At 64.7% G+C, this 23719-nt stretch carries 20 protein-coding genes and 2 pseudogenes; 16 read left to right on the top strand and 6 right to left on the bottom strand.

The window, feature by feature from the left end; translation table 11 throughout:
• The first annotated feature begins 2 nt into the window (after positions 1-2).
• The 4 genes from ACP26O_RS31160 (at position 3) to hydA (ending at position 5832) form a co-directional block, all read left to right on the top strand.
• A complete protein-coding gene (locus ACP26O_RS31160) occupies positions 3-1340 on the top strand; it encodes an NAD(P)-dependent oxidoreductase (RefSeq protein WP_175664505.1) in 1338 nt (445 codons plus the stop codon).
• A 72-nt stretch (positions 1341-1412) separates the two neighbouring features.
• On the top strand, positions 1413-2720 hold the full coding sequence (gene preA / locus ACP26O_RS31155) for an NAD-dependent dihydropyrimidine dehydrogenase subunit PreA (protein WP_175664506.1): 1308 nt from the start codon (positions 1413-1415) through the stop codon (positions 2718-2720).
• A gap of 99 nt (positions 2721-2819) precedes the next feature.
• Entirely contained in the window at positions 2820-4328 is a 1509-nt protein-coding gene (locus ACP26O_RS31150; protein WP_105830975.1) for an NCS1 family nucleobase:cation symporter-1, read from the top strand.
• Between the two features lie 46 nt (positions 4329-4374).
• On the top strand, positions 4375-5832 hold the full coding sequence (hydA, locus tag ACP26O_RS31145; protein WP_011660849.1) for a dihydropyrimidinase: 1458 nt from the start codon (positions 4375-4377) through the stop codon (positions 5830-5832).
• 70 nt (positions 5833-5902) lie between these two features.
• Here the strand turns inward: hydA and ACP26O_RS31140 are convergent, their stop codons facing one another.
• From ACP26O_RS31140 to msrB, 4 genes are all read right to left on the bottom strand, one after another.
• Positions 5903-7024 (bottom strand): aromatic ring-hydroxylating oxygenase subunit alpha, encoded by a 1122-nt coding sequence (locus ACP26O_RS31140; RefSeq protein WP_006753678.1) that lies wholly within the window; start codon positions 7022-7024, stop codon positions 5903-5905.
• Between the two features lie 223 nt (positions 7025-7247).
• Positions 7248-7988, bottom strand: a complete 741-nt coding sequence (msrA, locus tag ACP26O_RS31135) for a peptide-methionine (S)-S-oxide reductase MsrA (protein ID WP_175664507.1) — start codon at positions 7986-7988, stop codon at positions 7248-7250.
• Positions 7989-8040: 52 nt separating this feature from the next.
• Positions 8041-9921 carry a cytochrome c biogenesis protein DipZ gene (locus ACP26O_RS31130; RefSeq protein WP_175664508.1) on the bottom strand — a complete coding sequence of 627 codons (1881 nt, stop codon included), beginning with the start codon at positions 9919-9921 and terminating at the stop codon, positions 8041-8043.
• A 36-nt stretch (positions 9922-9957) separates the two neighbouring features.
• The gene (msrB, locus tag ACP26O_RS31125; protein WP_175664509.1) at positions 9958-10473 is read right to left on the bottom strand and encodes a peptide-methionine (R)-S-oxide reductase MsrB; all 516 of its coding nucleotides are present in this window, start codon (positions 10471-10473) and stop codon (positions 9958-9960) included.
• 850 nt (positions 10474-11323) lie between these two features.
• On the opposite strand from msrB, the gene ACP26O_RS31120 reads away from it, so the two are divergent.
• From ACP26O_RS31120 to ACP26O_RS31105, 4 genes and pseudogenes are all read left to right on the top strand, one after another.
• On the top strand, positions 11324-12358 hold the full coding sequence (locus ACP26O_RS31120; protein WP_175664773.1) for a PDDEXK nuclease domain-containing protein: 1035 nt from the start codon (positions 11324-11326) through the stop codon (positions 12356-12358).
• A 211-nt stretch (positions 12359-12569) separates the two neighbouring features.
• Positions 12570-12889 (top strand): annotated as a pseudogene (locus ACP26O_RS31115) (integrase core domain-containing protein); the annotation flags it as partial.
• Positions 12890-12978: 89 nt separating this feature from the next.
• Entirely contained in the window at positions 12979-15027 is a 2049-nt protein-coding gene (locus tag ACP26O_RS31110; RefSeq protein WP_244097623.1) for a hypothetical protein, read from the top strand.
• A 255-nt stretch (positions 15028-15282) separates the two neighbouring features.
• Positions 15283-16065 (top strand): hypothetical protein, encoded by a 783-nt coding sequence (locus ACP26O_RS31105; protein WP_175664511.1) that lies wholly within the window; start codon positions 15283-15285, stop codon positions 16063-16065.
• Between the two features lie 16 nt (positions 16066-16081).
• On the opposite strand, the pseudogene ACP26O_RS31100 reads toward ACP26O_RS31105, so the two are convergent.
• Positions 16082-16294, bottom strand: a pseudogene (locus ACP26O_RS31100) (transposase); the annotation flags it as partial.
• Positions 16295-16407: 113 nt separating this feature from the next.
• Between ACP26O_RS31100 and ACP26O_RS31095 the strand changes: the two are divergent.
• From ACP26O_RS31095 to ACP26O_RS31075, 5 genes are all read left to right on the top strand, one after another.
• Positions 16408-16974 (top strand): TetR/AcrR family transcriptional regulator, encoded by a 567-nt coding sequence (locus ACP26O_RS31095; RefSeq protein ID WP_175664513.1) that lies wholly within the window; start codon positions 16408-16410, stop codon positions 16972-16974.
• 226 nt (positions 16975-17200) lie between these two features.
• A complete protein-coding gene (locus ACP26O_RS31090) occupies positions 17201-17626 on the top strand; it encodes an organic hydroperoxide resistance protein (RefSeq protein ID WP_011880657.1) in 426 nt (141 codons plus the stop codon).
• Positions 17627-17693: 67 nt separating this feature from the next.
• Positions 17694-18728 (top strand): alpha/beta hydrolase, encoded by a 1035-nt coding sequence (locus tag ACP26O_RS31085; protein WP_175664514.1) that lies wholly within the window; start codon positions 17694-17696, stop codon positions 18726-18728.
• 459 nt (positions 18729-19187) lie between these two features.
• Positions 19188-19547, top strand: a complete 360-nt coding sequence (locus ACP26O_RS31080; RefSeq protein WP_175664515.1) for a hypothetical protein — start codon at positions 19188-19190, stop codon at positions 19545-19547.
• A gap of 455 nt (positions 19548-20002) precedes the next feature.
• Positions 20003-20404 (top strand): hypothetical protein, encoded by a 402-nt coding sequence (locus ACP26O_RS31075; protein WP_175664516.1) that lies wholly within the window; start codon positions 20003-20005, stop codon positions 20402-20404.
• Between the two features lie 594 nt (positions 20405-20998).
• On the opposite strand, the gene ACP26O_RS31070 is transcribed toward ACP26O_RS31075, so the two are convergent.
• Positions 20999-21586, bottom strand: coding sequence for a TetR/AcrR family transcriptional regulator (locus ACP26O_RS31070; RefSeq protein WP_011660841.1), 588 nt, complete (start codon positions 21584-21586; stop codon positions 20999-21001).
• Between the two features lie 164 nt (positions 21587-21750).
• Between ACP26O_RS31070 and ACP26O_RS31065 the strand changes: the two genes are divergently transcribed.
• The 3 genes from ACP26O_RS31065 (at position 21751) to ACP26O_RS31055 (ending at position 23453) form a co-directional block, all read left to right on the top strand.
• Entirely contained in the window at positions 21751-21999 is a 249-nt protein-coding gene (locus ACP26O_RS31065) for a hypothetical protein (protein WP_011660840.1), read from the top strand.
• Between the two features lie 127 nt (positions 22000-22126).
• A complete protein-coding gene (locus ACP26O_RS31060; RefSeq protein ID WP_012372078.1) occupies positions 22127-22606 on the top strand; it encodes a DUF1348 family protein in 480 nt (159 codons plus the stop codon).
• A gap of 199 nt (positions 22607-22805) precedes the next feature.
• Positions 22806-23453 carry a hypothetical protein gene (locus tag ACP26O_RS31055; protein ID WP_175664517.1) on the top strand — a complete coding sequence of 216 codons (648 nt, stop codon included), beginning with the start codon at positions 22806-22808 and terminating at the stop codon, positions 23451-23453.
• Positions 23454-23719: the final 266 nt, after the last annotated feature.

Below are 23719 nucleotides of genomic sequence, written 5' to 3'. Positions count from 1 at the left end.
GTATGACCACCAAGCCATCCGGCGATATCGCCGCGCATCGCCTGACGTCCACGCAACTCTCGTGCGAATTCGCCGATATCGCGCCGCTGCTCGATCCGACCGCCGCCGCGGCGGCCGCCAGCCGCTGCCACTACTGCTACGACGCGCCGTGCGTGCAGGCTTGCCCGACGCAGATCGATATCCCGAGCTTCATCCGCAAGATCGGCAACGGCAACCTGAAGGGCGCGGCGACCGACATCCTGTCTGCCAATCCGCTCGGCGGGATGTGTGCACGCGTGTGTCCGACCGAGATCCTGTGCGAAGGCGCGTGTGTGCGCAATCACCAGGACGCGCAGCCGGTCGCGATCGGCGCGCTGCAGCGGCACGCGACCGACTGGGCGATGGCGACCGGCGCGGTGCGCTTCACGCGTGCGCCCGATACGGGGCGGCATGTCGCGGTGGTCGGCGCGGGGCCGGCCGGGCTCGCCTGCGCGCACCGGCTCGCGCTTGCCGGGCATCGCGTCACGCTGTTCGACGCGCGGCCGAAGGCGGGCGGCTTGAACGAATACGGCATCGCCGCGTACAAGACTGTCGACGATTTCGCGCAGCGCGAAGTGGAGTGGCTGCTGTCGGTCGGCGGTATCGCGCTGGAGACGGGCGTCGCGCTCGGCCGCGACGTGACGCTCGACGCATTGCGCGAGCAGCATGACGCGGTGTTTCTCGCGATGGGGCTGGGCGGCGTGCGCACACTCGCGATCGACGGCGAGCAGTTGACCGGCGTGATGAACGCGGTCGACTTCATCGAGCAGGTGCGACAGGCCGACGGGCTGGAGAACGTGCCGGTCGGGCGGCGTGTAGTCGTGATCGGCGGGGGCAACACGGCGATCGACGCGTCCGTGCAGAGCCGCAAGCTCGGCGCCGAGCGCGTGACGATGGTGTACCGGCGCGGCGTGGATGCAATGAGCGCGACGTGGGCCGAACGCGAGTTCGCGCAAAAGAGCGGCGTCACGCTCGTCACGCACGCGAAGCCGGTGCGCATCGCGGGCGCGGACGGGCACGTGACGGGCGTCGAGTTCGAGGCCGCGTCGGGCGAACGCTTCACCGTCGACGCGGACATGGTGCTGAAGGCAATTGGCCAGACACTGGTGCCGGACAGTATCGCGCCCGCATTGCTGACGGCGGACGGTACGCGCATCGCGGTCGATGCGGACGGACGCACCGCGTTGCCCGACGTGTGGGCCGGCGGCGATTGCGCGGCGACGGGCGGTATCGACCTCACGGTGCAGGCCGTGCAGGACGGCAAGCGCGCCGCGGCCGCGATCGACGCGGCGCTCGCGCAGCGCGACGCCAAGGCCGCTTGAGCGCGGCCCACGCAGCGGCATCGCGCATGCCGCGCGGATCACGATAAACGCCCCATTTTCACGGAGCCGAACATGGCCGACCTTCGCTGCACCATCGCAGGCATCACTTCGCCGAATCCCTTCTGGCTTGCCTCCGCGCCGCCGACCGACAAGGCCTACAACGTCAACCGCGCGTTCGAGGCGGGCTGGGGCGGCGTCGTCTGGAAGACGCTCGGGCTCGATCCGCACGTCGTCAACGTCAGCTCGCGCTACGGCGCGGTGCAGTGGAACGGCCAGCGGATCGCCGGGCTGAACAACATCGAGCTGATCACCGACCGCCCGCTCGACGTGAACCTGAGAGAGATCGCGCAGGTGAAGCGCGACTGGCCCGACCGCGCGCTGATCGTGTCGCTGATGGTGCCGTGCAACGAGCGCGACTGGAAATGGATCCTGCCGCTCGTCGAGGACACGGGCGCCGACGCGGTCGAGCTGAACTTCGGCTGTCCGCACGGGATGAGCGAGCGCGGGATGGGCGCGGCTGTCGGCCAGGTGCCGGAATACGTCGAGATGGTCACGCGCTGGGTCAAGGAAGGCACGAAGCTGCCGTGCCTCGTGAAGCTCACGCCGAACATCAGCGACATCCGGATGGGCTCGCGCGCCGCCTACAAGGGCGGCGCGGACGGCGTGTCGCTGATCAACACGATCAATTCGATCGTCGCGGTGGACCTCGACCAGATGGCGCCGATGCCGACCGTCGACGGCAAGGGCACGCACGGCGGCTATTGCGGCCCCGCGGTCAAGCCGATCGCGCTGAACATGGTCGCGGAGATCGCGCGCGACCCGGAAACGCCGAACCTGCCGATTTCCGGCATCGGCGGGATTTCGTCGTGGCGCGACGCGGCCGAGTTCATGGTGCTCGGCGCCGGCAGCGTGCAGGTGTGCACCGCCGCGATGCACTACGGCTTCCGGATCGTGACGGATCTCGCCGACGGGCTGTCGAACTGGATGGACGAGAAGGGGTATGCGACGCTCGACGACATCCGCGGCCGCGCGGTGCCGAACGTCACCGACTGGAAATACCTGAACCTGAAATACGACATCAAGGCGCGCATCGACCAGGACCGCTGCATCCAGTGCGGGCTGTGCCATATCGCGTGCGAGGACACGTCGCACCAGGCGATCACCGCCGAGAAGGACAGCGTGCGGCATTTCGAAGTGGTGGACGCGGAGTGCGTCGGGTGCAATCTTTGCATGCATGTATGTCCGGTCGAGCAATGCATCACGATGGAGCGGGTCGACGCGGGCGACTATGCGAACTGGACCACGCATCCGAACAATCCGGCGCGTGCCGACGCGGGTGCCGGCCCGGTGGAACCCGCGAAGCACGCGAAGGCGGCCTGACCGGCGGCCGGCGGCGCGGTAGGGGCCGCGCCGCCGCTTGTGTCCTGTTTCGCCGGCATCGCGCGATGCCGGCGCCGACGTTTACGTGGAGCGCTTTCGATGAAACCAGCAGCGATTCCCGCCGATGCCGACAGCGCCGCGGCGCCGGCCGGCAGCCTGTACAACGACGACCTCGCGCCGACGACGGCCGCGCAGCGCACATGGCGGTGGTACCACTTCGCGGCGCTGTGGGTCGGGATGGTGATGAACATCGCGTCGTACATGCTCGCGGCCGGGCTGATCCAGGAAGGCATGTCGCCGTGGCAGGCAGTGCTGACCGTGTTGCTCGGCAACCTGATCGTGCTCGTGCCGATGCTGCTGGTCGGCCATGCGGGCGCGAAGCACGGGATTCCGTACGCGGTGCTCGTGCGCGCGTCGTTCGGCACGCAGGGCGCGAAGCTGCCGGCGCTATTGCGCGCGATCGTCGCATGCGGCTGGTACGGCATCCAGACCTGGCTCGGCGGCAGCGCAATCTACACGCTGCTGAACATCCTGACCGGCAACGCGCTGCACGGCGCGGCGCTGCCGGTGGTCGGCATCTCGTTCGGGCAGCTCGCGTGCTTCCTGGTGTTCTGGGCGCTGCAGTTGTACTTCATCCTGCACGGCACCGATTCGATCCGCTGGCTCGAGAGCTGGTCGGCGCCGATCAAGGTCGTGATGTGCGTCGCGCTTGTGTGGTGGGCGACGTCGCAGGCGGGCGGCTTCGGCTCGATGCTGTCGGCGCCGTCGCAGTTCGTCGCGGGCGGCAAGAAGGCCGGACTCTTCTGGGCGACGTTCTGGCCGGGCCTGACCGCGATGGTCGGCTTCTGGGCGACGCTCGCGCTGAACATTCCCGACTTCACGCGCTTCGCGCATTCGCAGCGCGACCAGATGATCGGTCAGTCGATCGGGCTGCCGCTGCCGATGGCGCTGCTGTCGGTGGTGTCGGTCGTCGTGACGTCGGCGACCGTCGTGATCTACGGCAACGCGATCTGGGATCCGATCGACCTGACGAGCCGGATGACCGGCATCGGCGTCGGCATCGCGCTCGTGATCCTCACGCTCGACACGATGTGCTGCAACCTCGCGGCGAACCTCGTCGGCCCCGCTTACGATTTCTCGAGCCTGTGGCCGAAGGCGATCTCGTATCGCACCGGCGGGATGATCACCGCGACGATCGCGATCGTGATGATGCCGTGGAAGATCCTCGCGACAACCGACGGCTATATCTTCACCTGGCTCGTCGGCTATTCGGCGCTGCTGGGCCCGGTCGCGGGCATCCTGATGGTCGACTACTTCCTGATTCGCGGCACGCGGCTCGATACGCACGCGCTGTTCGACGAGCGCGGCGACTTCAGCTATGCGCGCGGCTGGAACCCGGCCGCGCTGGCCGCGCTCGCGATCGGCGTGCTGCCGAACCTGCCCGGCTTCCTGCATACCGCATTCCCGGCGTCGTTCCCGAACGTGCCGGCCTTCTTCAACACGCTCTACACGTACGCGTGGTTCGTCGGCCTCGTGCTGGCGTCCGGCGTGTACGGCACCTGGATGAAGTGGCGCGCCGCCCAGCGCGCGCAGATCGCGAGTGCGTGATGCGCGTAGGCATGCGGCACCCGACAATCAACGAGGAGGCAACGACATGGCAATCCTGATTCGCGGCGGCACCGTGGTCGATGCGGACCGCACCTATCGCGCGGACGTACTGTGTGCCGACCCGCAGGACGGCGGCACGATCCTGCAGATCGCCGAGACGATCGACGCGCCGGCCGGCGCGACGGTGGTCGACGCACACGACCAGTACGTGATGCCGGGCGGCATCGATCCGCATACGCACATGGAACTGCCGTTCATGGGCACGACGGCGAGCGACGATTTCTATTCGGGGACGGCCGCCGGGCTGTCGGGCGGCACGACGAGCATCATCGACTTCGTGATCCCGAGCCCGAAGCAGCCGCTGATGGACGCATTCCGCGAATGGCGCGGCTGGGCCGAGAAGGCGGCGGCCGACTACGGTTTTCACGTGGCCGTCACGTGGTGGGACGAATCGGTGCACCGCGACATGGGCACGCTCGTGCGCGAGCACGGCGTGTCGAGCTTCAAGCACTTCATGGCGTACAAGAACGCGATCATGGCCGACGACGAGGTGCTCGTGAACAGCTTCTCGCGGTCGCTCGAACTCGGCGCGTTGCCGACCGTGCACGCGGAGAACGGCGAACTCGTGTTCCGGTTGCAGCAGGCGCTGCTCGCGCGTGGGATGACCGGGCCGGAGGCGCATCCGCTGTCGCGTCCGCCCGAGGTCGAGGGCGAGGCCGCGAACCGCGCGATCCGCATCGCGCAGGTGCTCGGCGTGCCCGTGTATATCGTGCACGTGTCGTCGAAGGACGCGGTCGATGCGATCACGCGCGCGCGTAGCGAAGGGCTGCGCGTGTTCGGTGAAGTGCTGCCGGGCCACCTGGTGATCGACGAGGCCGTTTATCGCGACCCGGACTGGACGCGTGCCGCCGCGCACGTGATGAGCCCGCCGTTTCGCTCGGCCGAGCATCGCGAGGCGCTGTGGCGCGGGCTGCAGGCCGGCCAGCTGCATACGACGGCGACCGACCACTGCGTGTTCTGCGCGTCGCAGAAGGCGATGGGCCGCGAGGACTTCACGAAGATTCCGAACGGCTGCGGCGGCGTCGAGGACCGCATGTCGGTGCTGTGGCATCACGGCGTGAATCATGGTCGCATCACGCCGAACGAGTTCGTGCGGATCACGTCGACGAACGCCGCGCAGATCTTCAACCTGTATCCGCGCAAGGGGGCTGTGCAGGTGGGCGCCGATGCCGACCTCGTCGTGTGGGATCCGGCCGCGACGAAGACGATCTCGGTGAAGACGCATCACCAGCAGGTCGACTTCAACGTGTTCGAAGGGATGACCGTGCAGGGCGTCGCGACGCACACGCTCACGCGCGGTGCGCTCGCATGGGCCGACGGCGAGCTGCGTGCGGTGCGCGGCGCGGGCCGCTACCTGGAGCGCCCGCCTGCCGCCGGCTACTACGAGGCCGCCCGCATCGCGAACCGGCTGCGCGAGCCGCATCCGGTCGAGCGCGCCGGCTGAGCGAGGGCGAAGCGGGCAAAGCGGGCGAAGCGCGCGAGCCGGACGAAGGCGCGCGCGCTCGCCGCGGCGGTCAGCGCGCGTCGCCGGCGTTCGCTTCGCGGATCGGGATCACGGTGCGTGCGCCGCACTGGCGCAGCAGGTCGCGCAGTTCGTTGATGACCGGGAATACCTCGTGGTTCCAGTCGGCGCCCTGCCGGTCGTGCGCTTCCTGCTCGCGCTCGACGATCCAGCGATCCTCGCGGAAGATCCGCTCGGTGAACCAGACGAGCAGCGGCCACGCGAGATCGAGCGCGAACGGGATGCCCGGCTTGTGGATCGACAGCACGCCGAACGTGCGGTTGGTGCGCTGCTCTGCGTCGAGCGGCACGTAGACGATCCACAGGTCCATCACGAGCGTGCCCTCGCTCGAGCGGATCTGCAGCGTCTGGTACGGGTAGAGGGTGCGCACCGTCATCACGCTCTTGTCGGACTGGTCGGCCGGCTTCTTGCTGGCGCCGAACACGAGCGCCTCGCCGACCGGCTGCTTGCCTTCCATCCGCGCGAACGTGTAGTCGACCTCGACCCAGTCGTCGCCGCGCCGGCGGCCGACGCTGCGCGCGCGCATCTGTCCCATCTGCTTGCGATGCAGGAACTGATGGTTCATGTCCATCAGGTTCTCGTGCATGAACGAGTAGTGGCACTTGACCTCGCGGCCGAAGCGGCGCGTCTTGAATGCACGGTCGTCCGCCGATTCGAGCGCGGGGAACGGGCGTTCGTCGGCGAGCGTCGCGTCGCCGGGGAACACGAAGATCAACCCGTGCGCCTCGCGGCACGGATACGCGCGCACGCCGTTGGGCAAACGGTCGCGGCCGAGGTAAGGCACGTCGACGCAGCGGCCGCTGTCGCACGCATAGGTCCAGCCGTGGTAGCAGCAGCGCAGCGTTTCGCCGGACACGACGCCCGCATGCAGCGGCACCTGGCGGTGCGCGCAACGATCTTCGAGCGCATACACGGCGCCGGATTCGGTGCGCACGAGCACGATCGGATCGCCGGCGAAGCGCACGCCGAGCGTCTTGCCGCGCTTGAGCTCGCGCGACCACGCGAGCGGATACCAGTGGTCGGGATGGATGGGCACGCGGCGCAGGTCGCGCACGACTGCGCCGGTGGACGGTTGTTCGAGGGTACTGCTGTCAGACAAAGGCACTGCGCGCATGCGTGACGCCTCCTGGCAAGCTGGTGAGTTCCGGGCGCCGCATGATGCGGCGGGGACTGATCTGGAGAAGTCTACGCGAAGTTGGCCCGTCGAGCTGACCTGATCGGGGTTTGCCCCGTCGGCGCGGCATGCGTTTCGTTGATGCAGCTCAAACGCGGCCGGCGGCGCGGGGCCGGCCGCGTCATGCTGCGGCCGGGCCGGCCGCCGCGCCGCCGGTTGCCTGTCACAGATGGGCGTCGCGCCACAGCACCGCGTCGGGACGATACAGCGCCGGGAAGCGCTGCTTCAGCCCGGCAACCTTCGGCATGTCGTTGTATGCGATGTACGGCGCGTCGGGATGCAGTTCGAGGTAGTTCTGGTGATACGCCTCGGCCGGATAGAAGCCCTTGTACGGCTCGACGCGCGTGACGACGGGCGACGGGAACGTGTGCGCGGTGCCGAGCTGCGCGATGTACGCGGTCGCGACGGCCCGCTGCTGCGCGGTGGTCGGGAAGATCGCGGACCGGTATTGCGAACCTTCGTCGGGGCCCTGACGGTTCAGCTCGGTCGGATCGTGCGCGACCGAGAAGAACACCTGCAGCAGCCGGCCGTACGTGACCTGCGTCGGGTCGAAGACGATGCGCACCGATTCCGCATGCCCGGTCAGCCCGCTGCCGACGAGCGCGTAGTGGGCGGTTTCGGATGCGCCGCCCGCATAGCCGGCCGTGACCTGCTTCACGCCCTTCACGTGCTCGAACACGCCCTGCACGCCCCAGAAGCAGCCGCCGGCGATCACGGCGGTTTCCTCGTGGGATGTGCCCGGGGTTTCGTCGAGCGTCGGCGCGGGCACCGTGCGCATCGGCTCCGCGGAACTGACGACACGCTGGTAGCCGAACACGGCGGCCGCCGCGAGGGCGATCGCGCCGATGCGGCGCAGCATGGCCGCCCGCTTCGGTGCGGAACGGCGAGTGGATGTCGGGATCATGAATTGCTCCTTCGAAAACGAGGGACGAAATAAGGTGTCCGGACCGCGGCACTCAACCAAACGTGAACGCATACGCATCGACGCCCGGATCGAGAAACTCGATCGAGAACGTGCGGTCGGCGATCGTGCCCGGCTGCCGCACCAACTGATACAGGCGTTGGCCGGTGACGGTGCCGTAGCCCTGCGCGTCCACGTCGGCGCCATGGGCCGCGCCGGGCGCCGCGCCGTCGAGCGTCACGCGAAAGCGCACCGGCTTGCCGTTTGCACCCGGGCCGAGCACGAGGTGCAGGTCGCGCGCATGGAAGCGGTAGACGATCCGGCCGGCCGGCGCGGCGAGCGTTGCGCGCTCGGCGCCGACCTGCCACGTGCCGGCGAGGCCCCAGTCGTTCAGGTCGGGACGAGCGGGCGCGTCGTAGCGGTGTGCCGCGTCGCGCACGACGCCGCCCGGCGACGTGAAGTCTTCCGCACGCGCATAGCCGACATAGGTTTCGGGCGAACGGACGTCCGCGCTGTCGGCCGCCGCGAGCGCGCCTTTCGCGGGCGCGCCGGTGAGCCCGATCGGCACGCTCAGCGCTTCCGGGTGGCCGGCTTCGGCGAGCAGCGACTGGATCGCGCGTTCCGACTGCGCGTATTCGCCTTCGCCGAAGTGGTGATGGCGGATCCGCCCCTGCGCGTCGACGAAGTAGTGCGCGGGCCAGTATTCGTTGCCGAACGCGCGCCAGATCGCATAGCCGTTGTCGATCGCGACCGGGTAGTCGATGCCGAGGTCATGCACGGCCTTCTTCACGTTGCCGATGTCGCGCTCGAACGCGAACTCCGGGGCGTGCACACCGATCACGACGAGCCCGTACGGCGCGTACTTGTGCGCCCACGCGGTCGTGTACGGCAGCGTGCGCAGGCAGTTGATGCACGAATAGGTCCAGAAATCGACGAGCACGACCTTGCCGCGCAGGCCGGCCGCGGTCAGCGGCGGCGAATTCAGCCACTGCACGGCGCCGTCGAGCGACGGCAGCGTGCCTTCGACGGGCAGCGCGGCTGCTGCCTGCATCGCGGGCGTCGTGCCGGCCGCGCGCATCATCGCGCCGCCGGCCGCCGGTGCGCCATCGGTCGCCGCGGCCATCATCGCGCCGCTCGCCGTGCCGCCGTTGGTGTTGTCGCTGCTGCCGGTGTTGCTCGTCGACGACATGGCGGCCGGCGCACCATTCGAGCGCCCGCCGAGCCGGTCGACGAGCTTCGTCTCGAGGCTGCCCGTCGTGACCGTCGACAGTTGCGCGAGCGCACCGGTATCGAGGCCGAGCGCGATCGCGCCGACGCCAGCCAGCAGCGCCACGCCGATCCCGCGCCGGATCCATTCGCCGGCGCCGAGCGAGCGCTTCATCGCGGCGAACACCTTGCCGCCGATCACGAGCGCGACCCCGAGCGACGTCGCCGCGCCGGCCGCATACGCGACCAGCAGCACCGTCGTGCCGACGCTCGCACCGCGCAGCGCGGCACCGGTCAGCACGAGCCCGAGGATCGGGCCCGCGCACGGCGCCCACAGCAGGCCGGTCGCGACGCCGAGCAGCAGCGACGACAGCGGGCCCGCCGGGCGGCCGTCGCGCTGCGCGAAGCCGGTGAGCCGGTTGCCGGCCGCGACGAGCGGGCGCGTCAGGTGTTCGGCGAAACGGGGCAGCAGCAGCGTCAGGCCGAACACCGCGAGCAGCACGATGGCGAGCCAGCGGCCGGCCTGGTTGGCCTGCGCGACCCAGCCGCCGCCGACGGCGGCGAGCGTCGCGACGACGGCGAACGTGAGCGCCATGCCGATCAGCAGCGGCAGGCCGGTACGGACGAACGGCTGGTCGGCGCGCGCGAACACGAACGGCAGCACGGGCAGGATGCACGGGCTGAGGATCGTGAGGACGCCGCCGAGATAGGCAAGGACGATGAGCAGCATGGGGCAGTCTCCGGTCGTTCAGAAGGCGGCGGCCCGTCAGGCGGCGGCCGGGTGGAAGGCGAGCGCGAGCCCGTTCATGCAGTAGCGCAGGCCGGTGGGCGGCGGGCCGTCGTCGAACACGTGGCCGAGGTGGCCGCCGCAGCGGCGGCAGTGCACTTCGGTGCGCGCCATCCCGTATGACGGATCCGTCTCGGTCGCGACCGCGTGGTCGAGCGGCTTCCAGAAGCTCGGCCAGCCGGTGTGGCTGTCGAATTTGGTGTCGGACGAGAACAGCGCGAGGTCGCAGCCGGCGCACGCGAACGTGCCGTGGCGGTGCTCGGCGTTCAGCGGGCTGCTGTACGGCGGCTCGGTGCCGGCATTGCGCAGCACCGTGTATTGGGCGGGCGTGAGGCGGCGGCGCCATTCGGCGTCGCTGCGGGTGATCTCGAACGGGGTGGCGGGCGGCGCGGCGAACGCGCGGCCGACGAGCGCACGGCGGCCAGCCGACGACAGCGCCGCGAGCGTAGCGAGGCCGGCGGCGCCGGCGAACAGCAGATGTCTGCGGGTGGGCATGACGGGCTCCTTGAAGCAGGGTCCTGAAAACATGCGCACAGAGTAGGCAGCGGCCGGTGTCTAAGTCCTCACGGAAAGTTAAAGGATTTGTGATGGTTGGGGTTTTCGCGGGGGGGCGGTGGAATCCGTCGAAGCGCCGACTGGCAAGGGCTCTCGGACGGGTGAGGCGCCGATGTTTACCGAGCGCCAGTTCGCGCTGCGATTTTTAGTGTTTTTTAGTGTTCGTCGAGTGGCGTGGCGAATCCGAATCGGACTGGGGCATGAGCGTTGTTTGACTGCGGTCGCGAATCACACCGAGCGCTGATGCGCATTGATAGGGGAATGAGTTTGCAAGCTGGCGCGACCGATGGTCGGTGCGCGTGTGGGCGCGGAAGTTTCACAGTTTCTACGTAGAAACTTCAGGAGGCGAGCTAGGCCGTGCGCCGTTGTGTAGTGAAAGAGCGCCGCGATGTGCTCCGCCCGAGTGATCCATTTCGAGCCGGATCCGGCAGGGTGAAGGGGAACATAGTAAGGGCTATGTTCCCCTTCATTTTGGGACATCGTGCCAAAGCTTTACGCTCGGGGTGCTTCTGTATGCTCGGCGCGGGCGCCGAGGGCTTGGAGGTTTTTCCGATCCGTGCGGGGGCGACTGGAGGGGCGGCTTGGTCTGTGGCGGTGCCGAAGCTCAATTGCGAGCGCCCACATTTAGCGCGGTGACGGGCGAGGGCCTCGGCGGGCCGGTGGCTGAATTCTCTCCGCGGTGCGGAGAGAATTGGGGGAGCGACCAGCAGGGTTCCGCCGGTGCCGAGATTCCGGTAACGTGGCCACTGCTGGCGCGCGCCGGCCCGCCGATTCCTCCATTCCTGACACGATGACCGAACTCGTCCCCGCATCCCTATTGACCGACATCCGCCGCATGATTGATTCGGCTCGCGCCCGAGCGGCGGCGGCCGTCAACGCCGAGCTGACCCTACTGTATTGGCAGGTTGGTTGTCGCATTCGGGATGATGTGCTGCGCGGTGAGCGCGCGGGCTACGGACAACAGATCCTCCCCGCGCTCGCCCGGCAACTGAGAGTCGAATACGGCCGGGGTTGGAGCGAGCAGCAATTGCGCCACTGCCTCCGCGCGGCCGAGGTGTTTTCGGACGAGTCAATTCTCTCCGCACTGCGGAGAGAATTGAGCTGGACCCATCTGAAGATGTTGATGTACGTAGAAGACCCGCTCAAGCGCGACTTCTACATTGAACTCTGTCGCCTGGAGCGCTGGTCGTCGCGGCAGTTGCAGGAGCGAATGCAGTCGATGTTGTTCGAGCGCAGCGCTCTCTCGCGCCAACCCGACGAAGTGATCCGGCGCGAAATGGCGCACCTGCGTGACGCGCAGCAGATGACACCCGATCTCGTGCTGAAAGATCCGTACATCCTCGACTTTCTTGGCCTCAACGATCACTACCTCGAGCGCGATCTCGAAGATGCAATTCTGCGCGAGATGGAACAGTTTCTCTTGGAGCTCGGCGCCGGCTTTACATTCGTCGCGCGCCAGAAGCGGCTGCCGATCGACGACGACGACTTCTATCTTGATCTGCTGTTCTACAACCGCAAGCTCAAACGCCTTGTCGCGATCGAACTGAAGCTCGGTTCCTTCAAGGCCGAGTACAAGAGTCAGATGGAGTTGTACTTGCGCTGGCTCGCGAAGCACGAGCAGGAACCGGATGAAGCGCCGCCGATCGGCATCATCTTGTGTGCGGGAAAAAAGCAAGAGCAGATCGAATTGCTTGAACTTGGCAAAAGCGGGATCCACGTGGCCGAGTACCTCACGGTGCTCCCGCCACGCGAGATGCTGGAGGCGAAACTGCACCAATCGATTGCGGCGGCACGTGCCCGTCTCGATGATCAAGGTGGGTCGTAATGACGGGCCGATTTTTCCTTTTTGTCGACGCAGCGTGATCTACCGGACCTATGCTGACCACCAACATCAAAGACCGGACCGCTCAGTATCTGCATCATCGGACGGTCCCACGGCAGCGCCTTGACCCAACCGAACAGGCCCGTGCCGCCGCGGCCGCGCCGCGATTTCAACGTTCATCGTCAGCGGCATCATTGCCTTTCTGATTGTCCTCGTGCAGGCGTTGGAGATGTCCTATGAGCAACGTGGTCGACCGGAAGGCTTGCTGTTTCGCTCGGATCAAGGCGGTCAATATGCAAGCCGCAAATTCCGTCAGCGCCTCTGGCGCTCTCGGATACAGCAGAGCATGAGCCGTCGAGGAAATTGTTGGGACAACTGCCGATGGAAAGATTGTTCCGCAGCTTCAAGACGGAATGGCTGCCGTCAGGGGGGTATATGTCGGCGCAGGAAGCACACCGGGATATTAGCCACTACCTGATGCACCGGTACAACTGGATACAGCCGCATCAGTTCAATAACGGACTGGTGCCGGCCGCGGGATATCGGGGGAGTCTCGATTCGCTCAAGCCGTCTCGTAATGTGCCGTTAACATTCCTAAAGATTCCTCCAACCCGGAGACAGCCATGCACTTTCCGCGCGTTCCAGACGCATTGACTACGAGCATCGCGAACTCCGCCGTCCTCGCCGCGCTGTGTGTCGCGGTTGCCGGGTGCGGCGGCGCGGTCGATCAGCAACCTCCGATCAACGGCAACGTGTATCTCGGCGCCGTCTCCGGCGCGCAAGTCGCGGCGTATGCCGTGGACGCCGATGGACACATCGCGGCCACGCCGCTCGCCACTACGGTCACCGATGCCGACGGCCACTTCGTGCTGCCGGGCACGCTGCGTTGGCCGCTGCTCGTAAAATCGACCGGCGGCAGCTACACAGAGGAAGCCACCGGCGCCACTAGCGCGCCCGGCGAAACCTCGCTGTCGGCGGTGTATCTCAGCGCACCGTCGACGATGGTCCTTTCGCCCTACTCGAGCGCAATCGTCGCCGACGCGCTGGCGGCGGGCGCCCTGACCGCGTCGAACGTCGCGGCCGCGTCTACGCGCGTATCGGCGTTCCTTGGCGGAGTCGATCCTCAGCAGACGGTGCCCGCCTTCGTCGCCGTCGGCGCGACCCTGAATACCATTGCTGACGGCAACCGCATGGCGTTCGCGCTGGGTGCCGAATCGCAGAGCCGCACCGACAACGGCGCGAGCGTGGCAACGAGCGTGCAGAACATCGTCGCGCAATCGGCGAAAGGCGATACGCTAGCCGCGTGTCACTCGGGCGCTGGCGACGTGACAGCCGACGGCACGGTCTCGGCGCCCGCCGACGACACGTGCGATGTTAGCGCCGGCGCGCTCGGCTTCTCGACGAATCCGCTGAACCGCTCGGGCGTCACCGCGCTCGCTATGCTCGGCACGACACAGGCGGCCGGTCCCCAGACGGCCAGCGCGGAGGCCAATGCATGTGGAGACCGCGTTGCGCTGCTCGAGCAGAACCGGTCGCTTTTCGAGGGACGCAAGAACAGTGTGCAAGCGTCGCTCTTACCGGGCATGACGGCCGCCAACTGGTCGACATATCCGACCACCAGCACGTGGGGACCGCACGCGGCGATCTATGGCACGATCTCCGCGCCATCGACGTGCCACGATCAAGACACGTTCCGGCGCGAACTGGTGATGGCAATCGAGAACTACTGGGTCGATCAGAACCTGAACTACTGCCACCATCACATTCCCGGTTGGACGCCGCCGGAGAACACCGGGAAAACCAACTACCGCGAATCGCCGCCCGCCCCGACGGACGGCGGCCCAGTCGATCCGAACGCCCCGAAACTGACCTGCACCGCGCAGCGCGGCGCCGACGGCTCGCAAAGCGTGCAGACGGATTCGAAGCAAACACCGCCCGTCATCACCTCGGCGCTGATGTGGAACGGCGCGGACTGCTCGAATTTCACGTCCTGGGTCTACAACTTTGCGGGGCTTGCGACCAATCAGCTGTCGGGCGCCATCGGCGTGCAGGCGTGCAGCACGACGTCCTCGGGCACGGATCTGCTGACCGGCGTCCTGCTCGACATCAATCGCGGCAATCTTTCGTCGACGGAGCAATACCTGTTGCCGGGCGACCTGCTGTACATCACGCAGAAAAAGATCGTAGGCACGGGCGCTTTCGCTGCGGACTTCAAGCTCGCGCATGTGATCACTTGGACCGGCAAGCGTTTCAGCGACCTTCAGGCGGGTCCGGATCGCGCGAAGTACGACCTGAGCCGCATCGGCCGGCCGGACTCGCGCCTCGGCGGCGACTTTCTCGCGCTGCTCGGCCCGGGCGACAGCGCGGCCAATCTCGGCCAGCCGGGTCACGATCCGTGGATGATCATTGACAGTCACTATGCCGGTCCCGCTTATCGGCCGTTCCTCGGCTGGTATGCCGAGCACCTGTCGCATGTGCGGCGCATCATCGGCGCGGATGCGGTACTGACCGATCCGAATCTCGCCGATTATGTGATCCGGCCGCTGTCGCCGGCCCACAAGGGCTTGCTCACGTTGGCCTCGAAGCACGCGAACGCAACGGCAACGAGCGGCTACCGGCTCATCTATCAGACGAGCGGCTCGCAATCGTGTTACCAGGCAGGCACGCCCTGACGGCCTGACGGCGGCCTTCTATAAAGGAGAGTACGCCGCGATGGCCGGGCTGCCCGGCGGTGTGAACCAAGCCGCCGGGCGATGCCACGGCCAATCCTCCTTTGAGCATTCGATACGGCCGGCAGCGGACGCGTAGAGCGAAGCAAATCTATGGTCCGCCCCGGATTTGCAACCACACTTGTGCGTGGTGCGTGAGGGCAGGTTCGCTCGCTCCGCCTGGCAGCCGCCGCGCGCCCCGAGCCGCGTACCGATCTGGTGAACGGCTTCGTGCATGGCGTGTTCGACGACATCGTGGTGTCGACCAAGCTGCTGCTGGCCGGCAAGGCCGCGGCCTGGGGCAACATCGCACGTCAGGCGATCGAGGGCCTCGCGATGGCGGTGCTCTGTTCGGCGGATCAGGAGGTGATCCTTCGGGCTCGCGAGAAGCAGGGCGATGTGCGCGGCCGGTACTGGGAGCGCGTGATGGACCCCACCGATCGGTTGGTTGAAGGTCAGCGGGCGGTCCAGCAACTGGCCTGGAACGCCGACCAGTTGCGACTGCCCCGGCCCTGGATCGACCGGTTGTGCGATGCGCAGAAGCTGTTCAGCGCCGCGAGTCACGCGGGTCCGTTGACGATCGCGTATCGAACCCATCTCGGGCTGGCCGACACAGGGTCGATCGGCGGTCACTTCGACGCTGGAAAGCTCGCGTCCTATCGCACGGGGTTGACCCTCCGTACGTTCATGGCCCGCGATCTCGCCAGCGTGATGCCGGATTGGCTCGACAAGCAGGAAGTACGGTTGGCGCCATTTGACGTCTGGAAGCTTGAGCTGCAACGCGTCGTACATTTCGGTTTGCTCGCGTGCGACCTCGCGAATGGGATTCGGCGCAATCTGGACCTTCCGGATTCGGCGTACTTGAATGCATGGCAGCAACATTTCGACGTCGCGTTCGCCACGCTTCAACGGGAGTATGACCGCGACCCAGCTGATTATCCGCTCATGCCAGAAATCGAAGCCCGGCTGACGTCGATATCTAAGCCGATCGCGGGGTGCTGACGTCGCCCTGCTGCTGGATGCGCTGTAGCACCGATAGCTCGAATGGGGCGTCGTACTGAGCGACTTTCCTTTTCAGCCCGGCCACGTCGTGCTCCCGGTAGCTTGCCACCCAGCGCCGGATGACCGTGCGTCCAACCCCGTGACGAGCTGCGAGCATGCGTGGGCTCGCCTCTCCTCCCAGATATTCCTGAACTACCTGCAGTCGAAACCGCTCCTCGTACTTCGCCATGAAAAACACCCCAAAGGCTGGATCAGTGTCCGACTTTTGGGGGAGGTCACCTTTCATCGCACCCAATAAAAAAGATCTTGACTATCTATCTACGAGTAGATAAAGTTCGATCCATGGAAACGAAATCGACCGTCCGCGAACAGATTCTCGACCACGCGATCACGCTGATGATGCTGCGCGGCTACAACGGCTTCAGCTATCGAGACCTGTCCGATCTGGTCGGCGTGAAGACGTCGAGCATCCACTACTACTTCCCGTCGAAAGACGATCTCGTGCTGGAAGCGGTGGCGGCGTACAGCGACGAAGTGCTTGCGGCGATGCGCGCGATCGATCCGGCGTTGCCGGCCGACGTCAAGCTCAGCCTCTACACGAAGCTGTTCGGCAGAACGCTCGGCGATGGCAATCAGATCTGTCTGTGCGGCATGCTCGCGGCGGACATCGAATCGTTGCCGGAGAGCGTGCGGCAGGCGGTTCAGGCCTTCTTCAAGGCCAACGAGAAGTGGCTCGCCGAGTTGCTGGCGCAGGGCGCGAAGGAACGCACGCTGCAGTTCAGCGGCAAGCCGGAAACGGCGGCGCGCACGTTGTACGCGGCGTTTCAGGGCAGCGTGCTGGCCAGCCGGCTGTTTCATACGCGGGCGCGTCTCGAGGATGTCGAGGGCGTCTGGAAAGCCCGGTCCTGACGGACGGGGCGGGTAGACAGGCGGTTCGCCGCCTTTTGTTGGGGTTTGGTATCTATCTTGTAGTAGATAGATAGGCGAGCGAATGAATTCGATCATCCGCATTTTTTGGGGATATCTGTCTATCTATGGGTAGATAAACAAGCGCGATGCCGGCGGCCAAGCCGTCGGCGCGCGATCCCGGGTTGGAAGGCTGTTTCACTCACTCATCATTGAAAAGGAGTCTGTCATGTCGATCGAAAAAGTTCTGTACCGCGCTCATGCAAAAGCCACCGGCGGCCGTGACGGCCGTGCCACGGTGCCCGAAAGCGGTCTCGACCTGAAGTTGACCACGCCGCGCGAACTCGGCGGCGCGGGCGGCGCCGGTGCGAACCCCGAACAACTTTTCGCGGCCGGCTACAGCGCGTGCTTCATCGGTGCGATGAAGTTCGTCGCGGCCCGTGACAAGATCGCGATCCCCGCGGATGCCGCGATCGAAGGCAGCGTCGGCATCGGCGCGATCCCGAATGGCTTCGGCATCGAAGTCGAACTGAAGATCTCGCTGCCGGGCCTCGACCGTGAAACCGCGCAAACGCTGATCGATCGCGCGCACATCGTCTGCCCGTACTCGAACGCGACGCGCGGCAACATCGACGTCACGCTGACGCTCGTCTGATCGCACGTACTGCGAACGAATCCATCGCCATTCATTGCATTCACCGGTTGAACCAAGGAGTCTCATCATGAAGATCGTCAAGCCGCTGCTGATCGCCGCTGCCGTTGCGGCCGCGGTGTTCACCGCCCCCGCCGCCTTTGCCGCCGGCACCGACGGCGTCCGCCCCGATACGGCGACCAGCGGGTTCCTCGCCGTGCTGAACGGCCAGAAGGGGCCGGGCCTCGAAACGCTGAGTCCCGCGAAGGCGCGTCAGGTGCTGGTCGATGCCCAGCGCGGCGCGAAGGTCGATCTGTCCGGCATCGACGTATCGAACCGCACGATCGAGCAGGACGGCCTGTCGGTGCCGATCACGATCGTGCGCCCGCAGGGCGTGGCGGGCACGCCGCCGGTGTTCATGTTTTTCCACGGGGGCGGCTGGATTCTCGGCGACTTCCCGACGCATGAGCGCCTGGTGCGCGATCTGGTGGTGCAATCGGGCGCCGTCGCGGTGTTCGTGAACTACACGCCGTCGCCGGAAGCGCATTACCCGGTCGCGATCAACCAGGCGTATGCGGCGACGAAGTGGGTCGCCGCGCACGGCGCGGAAATCGGTGTCGACGGCAGCCGCCTCGCGGTGGTCGGCAATAGCGTAGGCGGGAACATGGCGGCTGTCGTGGCGCTGATGGCGAAGGACAAGGGCGGCCCGGCGATCCGCTTCCAGGGTCTGTTGTGGCCCGTGACGGACCACGACTTCAATACCGGTTCGTACAACGCGTATCAGCAGGGGCACTTCCTGACCCGGCCGATGATGAAGTGGTTCTGGGACGCCTATACGAAGAACGAAGCGCAACGCAACGAGATCTACGCGTCGCCGCTGCGTGCGAGCACCACGCAGTTGAAGGGATTGCCGCCCGCGCTGATCCAGGTCGCGCAGTTCGACGTACTGCGCGACGAAGGCGAAGCGTACGGCCGCAAGCTCGACGCAGCCGGCGTCGATGCGACGACCACGCGATATGACGGCACGATTCACGATTTCGGTTTGCTGAACGCACTGGCCGAGGATGCGCCGACCAAGGCGGCGATGAAGGCGATGGCCAACGAAATCGCGACGCGGCTGAAGTAGGGCTGCGGGCGGCATTCGAACGGGTTCGAATGCGAACGGCGAAGCGGCGGGCTTGGGTCCGCCGCTTCCGCATGGGGAGCGGGGCGACAGGTGGGTCGAAACGCGACACCGGCGGCCGGATCGCAGCGGTCCGATCCCGGCGGCAGGCGTCACAGTACAAACCCGTTCCTGCCCGGCCGGAGACCTGGCGCTCTGCGTCGACCCGACGTCGTTGTGGTAGAGCGTCCGATGGATCGGTGGCCCGGCCGTGGTGTCATCGACCGCGAAGGCGGCCCTCACGTTGATAATCTGTTGCGCCTTGTGGAGATCAAGTTTCCTGGTGACGATTGGGGCCCGGGTGCCGAGCTTTGGAGGCGGGTTCGGTCGTTTCTGCCGTTGCCATTGGGGACGCGGCCGCTACCGGTGCCATGGCTGGCTCAATGTTAGGAGGAGCGGCGGGAGCCGTTGTAGGGGTAATCGGTGGCGCCATTTGCTTCTATCTTCACTAATTCGCCAGAGGATTTAATGAAATCATTTTTTTTGATATTGGCCGCAATATCATGGATTCCTTTCACGTATTGGACTATTCTCTATTTGAGAGAGTCGCGAAATCAACCAAGCGGGAAAGCTATCTATCGGCGAGGTGTTTTAGGATTTGGTGTTCCATTTTGGTTGATAGATGTTATTTTCTCGGTGGCAGTTATACCAGAACACGGTATTTTATCTGTAATTTATTGGTCCGCAATTTTTCTATACATTTTATTTCCAGTTTGCTTGTGGGCTGGCTATTTTTGGGGAAAAGGAATGGCGGCGATTCTTCCGGGGGATCGTGATCGTTAGAATTGCCTGGACGCCTACGTAAGCGGCAACCCAATACCAGGACGTGCCGACGCTCGAGGCGTTCCGCGCCCACGGTGGCTCCAGACGCGTTCTACGGCTGACGCGAGCTCGTCGCACTGTACGTCTAGACCTATCTGGCGACCTCTCGGCGGGTACGCGCGCACTGTGTTCGAAGGCGGGAGGACATCGAGACAGACCTGCTGCTATTCGCCTACGCGATCCGGCTGCGCCGTGCCGAACTCGCCGCGGCGACCGCCGGCCCGCTCGCGCGCACCTCACTCGACGGCGCACTGGACGACGCGTGGAGCCTGCGAGTGACGGGCAAGGGCCGGGCCCGGCGTCCTGTCTCGAACTCGTGTAGCTCCTGCCGGCCGTGCTGCAGGCTATCCAGCGGGTCGATCTGGGCGCCCCTATTCTCCATGGCCCCGCAGGCCATGACAAACGGGAGTTCATCAGTGATTGATTTCTCTGATTTCGTAGAAGCGCATGTCACTGGGATCGTTCTGACCGAGGACGATAATGGTGTCAGCATTTCTTTTCGCGGACAAGCCAAGCAGCGTTTCACCCTAGTTGCGAAAGGAGTGGAGCGTTTTGTCGCCGAAAAGTTCCGCGATAAAAGCATCGTTGACAGGGTTCTCCTATGGGATTTAATGAGTGATCCGAATGATTACCGGACCTCGCTAGCGCTTCTGCTGTCAGGGGTGCCCCGTGACCAGATGAATGAGGCAATCTGGCTACCGGTAGTTGAGCGCGAGGTCGCTGCGATCAAGCGCGGCGAGAAAGTGTTCGTTGAAATTGAGCCTGTATATGGAGGCGGGATTGTTCTTCTGGCGAAGAGCGTAACCGTAAGTAGATAGCCGCCTTCTGGTGTGACGCCATGGCAGAGGGATTGCGCTCATTTGCGGCGCCTCTGCACTTGCGCGGAAAATAATGAGGCGCTGAGATTTAACTCAGCCTTAAACGAGCCAGTGTTTCGAGCGTCAGCCCCATCGACAGCATGCCGAGAATTACAGCCGGCGTACATTCGATGGTTGCCGGAGAGCTCCGCTCTGACGCGATTCCCTTGAAATCGAATGGGCGGAATATTGGATGAGCAGTAAGTGAGTCGGGACTCACTGATCGCAAATTGCCGGAATTTCGTGACAGATGATAGGGACGCCCAGCGACTGTAAGACAGCCACTGCTGATTGAGCGGCGCTTCGGGATCGTGCCTGCACGGCGACCGGGATGCCGGCAGGGAAGCGCCGGCGCACGCCGATGGAGAGGGTCGGCCGACCTGCTTCATTGGCGTCCGAATTGTGCACACGGGAAGCAAGTGGACAGGCGGTGGCGCGAACGCTGGACGACGACGGGGTGCCTCTGTACAACTGGAAGAGCTGTTACTTGGATGAGAGGCCTATGCGTTCATGAAACTCGACACGGGTATTGACGTCCACGCAGAAATGGCCCCGTCAGGCAGCTTTAGACCTTCGCCTTGTCGACGCGCCTTCTTCGATTCTCGCCAGTACACGCTTGCCCGAATCCACCACTGTCGAATCATGTGTCACCTGATAGCGCACAATCATGCCTTCCACGCAGATCATCGCATCTGCGGCGACGGTAGCAGGCGACTGGAGCCCGAGGCGGCCAGCGAGTTCAGAAATGTACTGCTCAAGCGCGTGCTTATGGGATACGGCCTGCTGAAGGTGCCCTGGGTCTCCCGTCGATCCAGCTTCGGCGACCACATTGATAAAGGCGCAACCACGGAAGTCTTCCTGCGCGAACCATTCACCTAGGGCTTCCGCGACGACGGACAACTCGGCACGCTGAGCAAAACGAGCCTCCACCTCGTCGACAAACCAGCGCATCCAGAACTCATGACGACGGTCCAGGAACGCTGCAATAAGTTCGCTCTTGGAGGCGAAGTGCCGGTAAAGCGACATTTTTGCGACGCCTGACTCGGCGATGATCTTGTCGATGCCCGTGGCACGGAACCCGTCCTGATAGAACAGGCGCGCCGCGGTTTCCAATATCCGGTCGCGTGCTGAGGGTTGTGACATTTCGGCCCCTTTTTTGCCAAATCATGCCTCCATTATGGCAGACAGACCTGTCTCTGCACAGGCGCCGAGAGGCACAGAAATTTCTTGACAGACAGACCTGTCTACACCAATATTGAGACAGACCTGTCTCAATCATTCAAGGTCGGTACGTCAAGGAGACTGTCATGTGCCCCTCAGATTGCGAAGTCACTGCCCTTCATCAGGCTCTGCAGGCCGATAAGTCGAATCCGGCCACATGGCGCTGGTACAGCGACCTGGTCGACAACCAACGACTCGCGCTTCGCCTCAAAGAAGACCAGTGGGTCGTCGCGATTGACGGCAGCGACTTTGCATGCGCCGAGGGGCTGTACGCGGCCGTGCGTTGGGCGCACATCATGACGCACTCGGGCGGTTACATCACCTTCGCGGTGTAAGCGAGCGAAGTCCGCCCTGCACACGGGGCTAATCGCCAGACTAAGCGATCGAGAACACGCAGCACTGCTCTTATCCACCCTTCGGCCCGGTATCGGGTCTTCATCCACCAGCCACTGAGGTAACACCATGTCGACCAACACTGAACTCCGTCCGCCGCTTCCTCCTTTCACACGCGAATCCGCCATCGAGAAAGTCCGTCTCGCGGAAGATGGCTGGAATTCGCGCGACGCCGCCAAGGTCGCGCTCGCCTATTCGCTCGACACGAAATGGCGCAATCGCGCAGAGTTCGCGAACAATCGAGCGGAAGCGCAGGCGTTCCTCGAGCGCAAGTGGAAGAAGGAGCACGAGTATCGTCTGATCAAGGAACTGTGGGCGTTCGGCGGCAATCGCATTGCCGTACGCTACGCCTACGAATGGCACGACGACTCGGGCAACTGGTTCCGCTCCTACGGCAACGAGAACTGGGAGTTCGGCGAGGATGGCCTTATGCAGCGCCGCTATGCGTGCATCAACGACATGCCGATCAAGGAATCCGAGCGCAAGTATCACTGGCCCCTGGGCCGTCGGCCGGATGATCATCCCGGCTTGTCGGAGCTCGGCCTCTAATAGCTGGGCTGGTCGTATCGCTTCGATTGGAAGTACGCGGGGAAACGAAGGCAACGGTGAGGTAGTCTCTGCGACGACTGCCTCCCGAAGTTTGGTATGACGGAGCATCCATAGACCCCATTCGCTCTCTCACTCGAATCCAAGGGTGGACCCAAAAGGGCCAACGGGGCTTTTCGCACGTCTCCACAACAGCCGCTCAATGTCGCGCGTAGCTTTTGCAGACATCGCAAAACAGAAGGATAACGAAATAACGCCGCACAGCGACATTATGGTTGGTGCGCCCAAACTCGTGCAATACGGGTCGCGCGTTGCTTGCGCGGCGCGCTCCACTTCCGAGTCGGTAGAGTTGGTGCCGATCGACTCAATTATGTCAAACGAAAATATTGAATCACCGCTCGACCACTTCCTTGGCTGGTACTCCTCACTGCCGACGGAACAGCAAGAAGTCATCGCCTTGAGTGCGCATTTCATTCCAGGTTTCAACATTGACGTCGCAGAAGCGATCGAAAAGAACAACGCAGCAGTTCTCTTTGCTGATCGTGTTGTGTCATATAGAGACCGTTCATCGAGCGAACGCTGTGCGGCAACGGTCCTTCACATGTGCCTCGAACATATCGCGTTTGCTAACCAAGGTACCGGCAATTGGCGTGAGCGACAGGCAGCCCTTCGCGAGTATGCCGACGACTTTGGATATCCGGCGCTTCACGATGCAGCAAACGCTGCACAATTTAAGCACGCGCAGTGGGTGCAAACTCGCAAGAAGTGGAATCAGCTGAAAGCTGGTCCGTTCTCCATTGATGCCATCTCCAACTTTCGGGTCTTCGGTCCAAGTGGAGCAGCCTCCTGAAACGCCGGACACGGTCACCCACCTACGATAACGGGCAGGCATACGACTGTGGTTTTGACCAACACTGTTGTAAGACTCGGGCAACACATCGCCCGGCGTTTCGCCGCCGAGCAAACGAACGGTCGAAGGTGCGCGCGACCGCACGACACAGAGCGGGAGGTCGATGGCAAGCAGAAAAGGCGGACACGATGGTCGCTCGAACGAAGATCATTAGGAAAGTCTACGAACCAAAATAATTTCCCTCAGCGCGAGCGTACTAACGGCCC

It is taken from the genome of Burkholderia sp. R-40 (assembly GCF_049942845.1).
In the GTDB taxonomy this organism is placed as follows: domain Bacteria; phylum Pseudomonadota; class Gammaproteobacteria; order Burkholderiales; family Burkholderiaceae; genus Burkholderia; species Burkholderia ambifaria.
The sequence above is the reverse complement of the archived record's forward strand: the minus strand, read 5'-3'. Positions and strand labels throughout refer to the sequence as shown.

Excerpts from the sequence above, each read along its gene's own strand:
- ACP26O_RS31160 (WP_175664505.1), top strand. The coding sequence starts at position 3 with ATGACCACCAAGCCATCCGGCGATATCGCCGCGCATCGCCTGACGTCC.
- preA (WP_175664506.1), top strand. The coding sequence starts at position 1,413 with ATGGCCGACCTTCGCTGCACCATCGCAGGCATCACTTCGCCGAATCCC.
- ACP26O_RS31150 (WP_105830975.1), top strand. The coding sequence starts at position 2,820 with ATGAAACCAGCAGCGATTCCCGCCGATGCCGACAGCGCCGCGGCGCCG.
- hydA (WP_011660849.1), top strand. The coding sequence starts at position 4,375 with ATGGCAATCCTGATTCGCGGCGGCACCGTGGTCGATGCGGACCGCACC.
- ACP26O_RS31140 (WP_006753678.1), bottom strand. The coding sequence starts at position 7,024 with ATGCGCGCAGTGCCTTTGTCTGACAGCAGTACCCTCGAACAACCGTCC.
- msrA (WP_175664507.1), bottom strand. The coding sequence starts at position 7,988 with ATGATCCCGACATCCACTCGCCGTTCCGCACCGAAGCGGGCGGCCATG.
- ACP26O_RS31130 (WP_175664508.1), bottom strand. The coding sequence starts at position 9,921 with ATGCTGCTCATCGTCCTTGCCTATCTCGGCGGCGTCCTCACGATCCTC.
- msrB (WP_175664509.1), bottom strand. The coding sequence starts at position 10,473 with ATGCCCACCCGCAGACATCTGCTGTTCGCCGGCGCCGCCGGCCTCGCT.
- ACP26O_RS31120 (WP_175664773.1), top strand. The coding sequence starts at position 11,324 with ATGACCGAACTCGTCCCCGCATCCCTATTGACCGACATCCGCCGCATG.
- ACP26O_RS31110 (WP_244097623.1), top strand. The coding sequence starts at position 12,979 with ATGCACTTTCCGCGCGTTCCAGACGCATTGACTACGAGCATCGCGAAC.
- ACP26O_RS31095 (WP_175664513.1), top strand. The coding sequence starts at position 16,408 with ATGGAAACGAAATCGACCGTCCGCGAACAGATTCTCGACCACGCGATC.
- ACP26O_RS31090 (WP_011880657.1), top strand. The coding sequence starts at position 17,201 with ATGTCGATCGAAAAAGTTCTGTACCGCGCTCATGCAAAAGCCACCGGC.
- ACP26O_RS31085 (WP_175664514.1), top strand. The coding sequence starts at position 17,694 with ATGAAGATCGTCAAGCCGCTGCTGATCGCCGCTGCCGTTGCGGCCGCG.
- ACP26O_RS31070 (WP_011660841.1), bottom strand. The coding sequence starts at position 21,586 with ATGTCACAACCCTCAGCACGCGACCGGATATTGGAAACCGCGGCGCGC.
- ACP26O_RS31065 (WP_011660840.1), top strand. The coding sequence starts at position 21,751 with ATGTGCCCCTCAGATTGCGAAGTCACTGCCCTTCATCAGGCTCTGCAG.
- ACP26O_RS31060 (WP_012372078.1), top strand. The coding sequence starts at position 22,127 with ATGTCGACCAACACTGAACTCCGTCCGCCGCTTCCTCCTTTCACACGC.
- ACP26O_RS31055 (WP_175664517.1), top strand. The coding sequence starts at position 22,806 with ATGTCGCGCGTAGCTTTTGCAGACATCGCAAAACAGAAGGATAACGAA.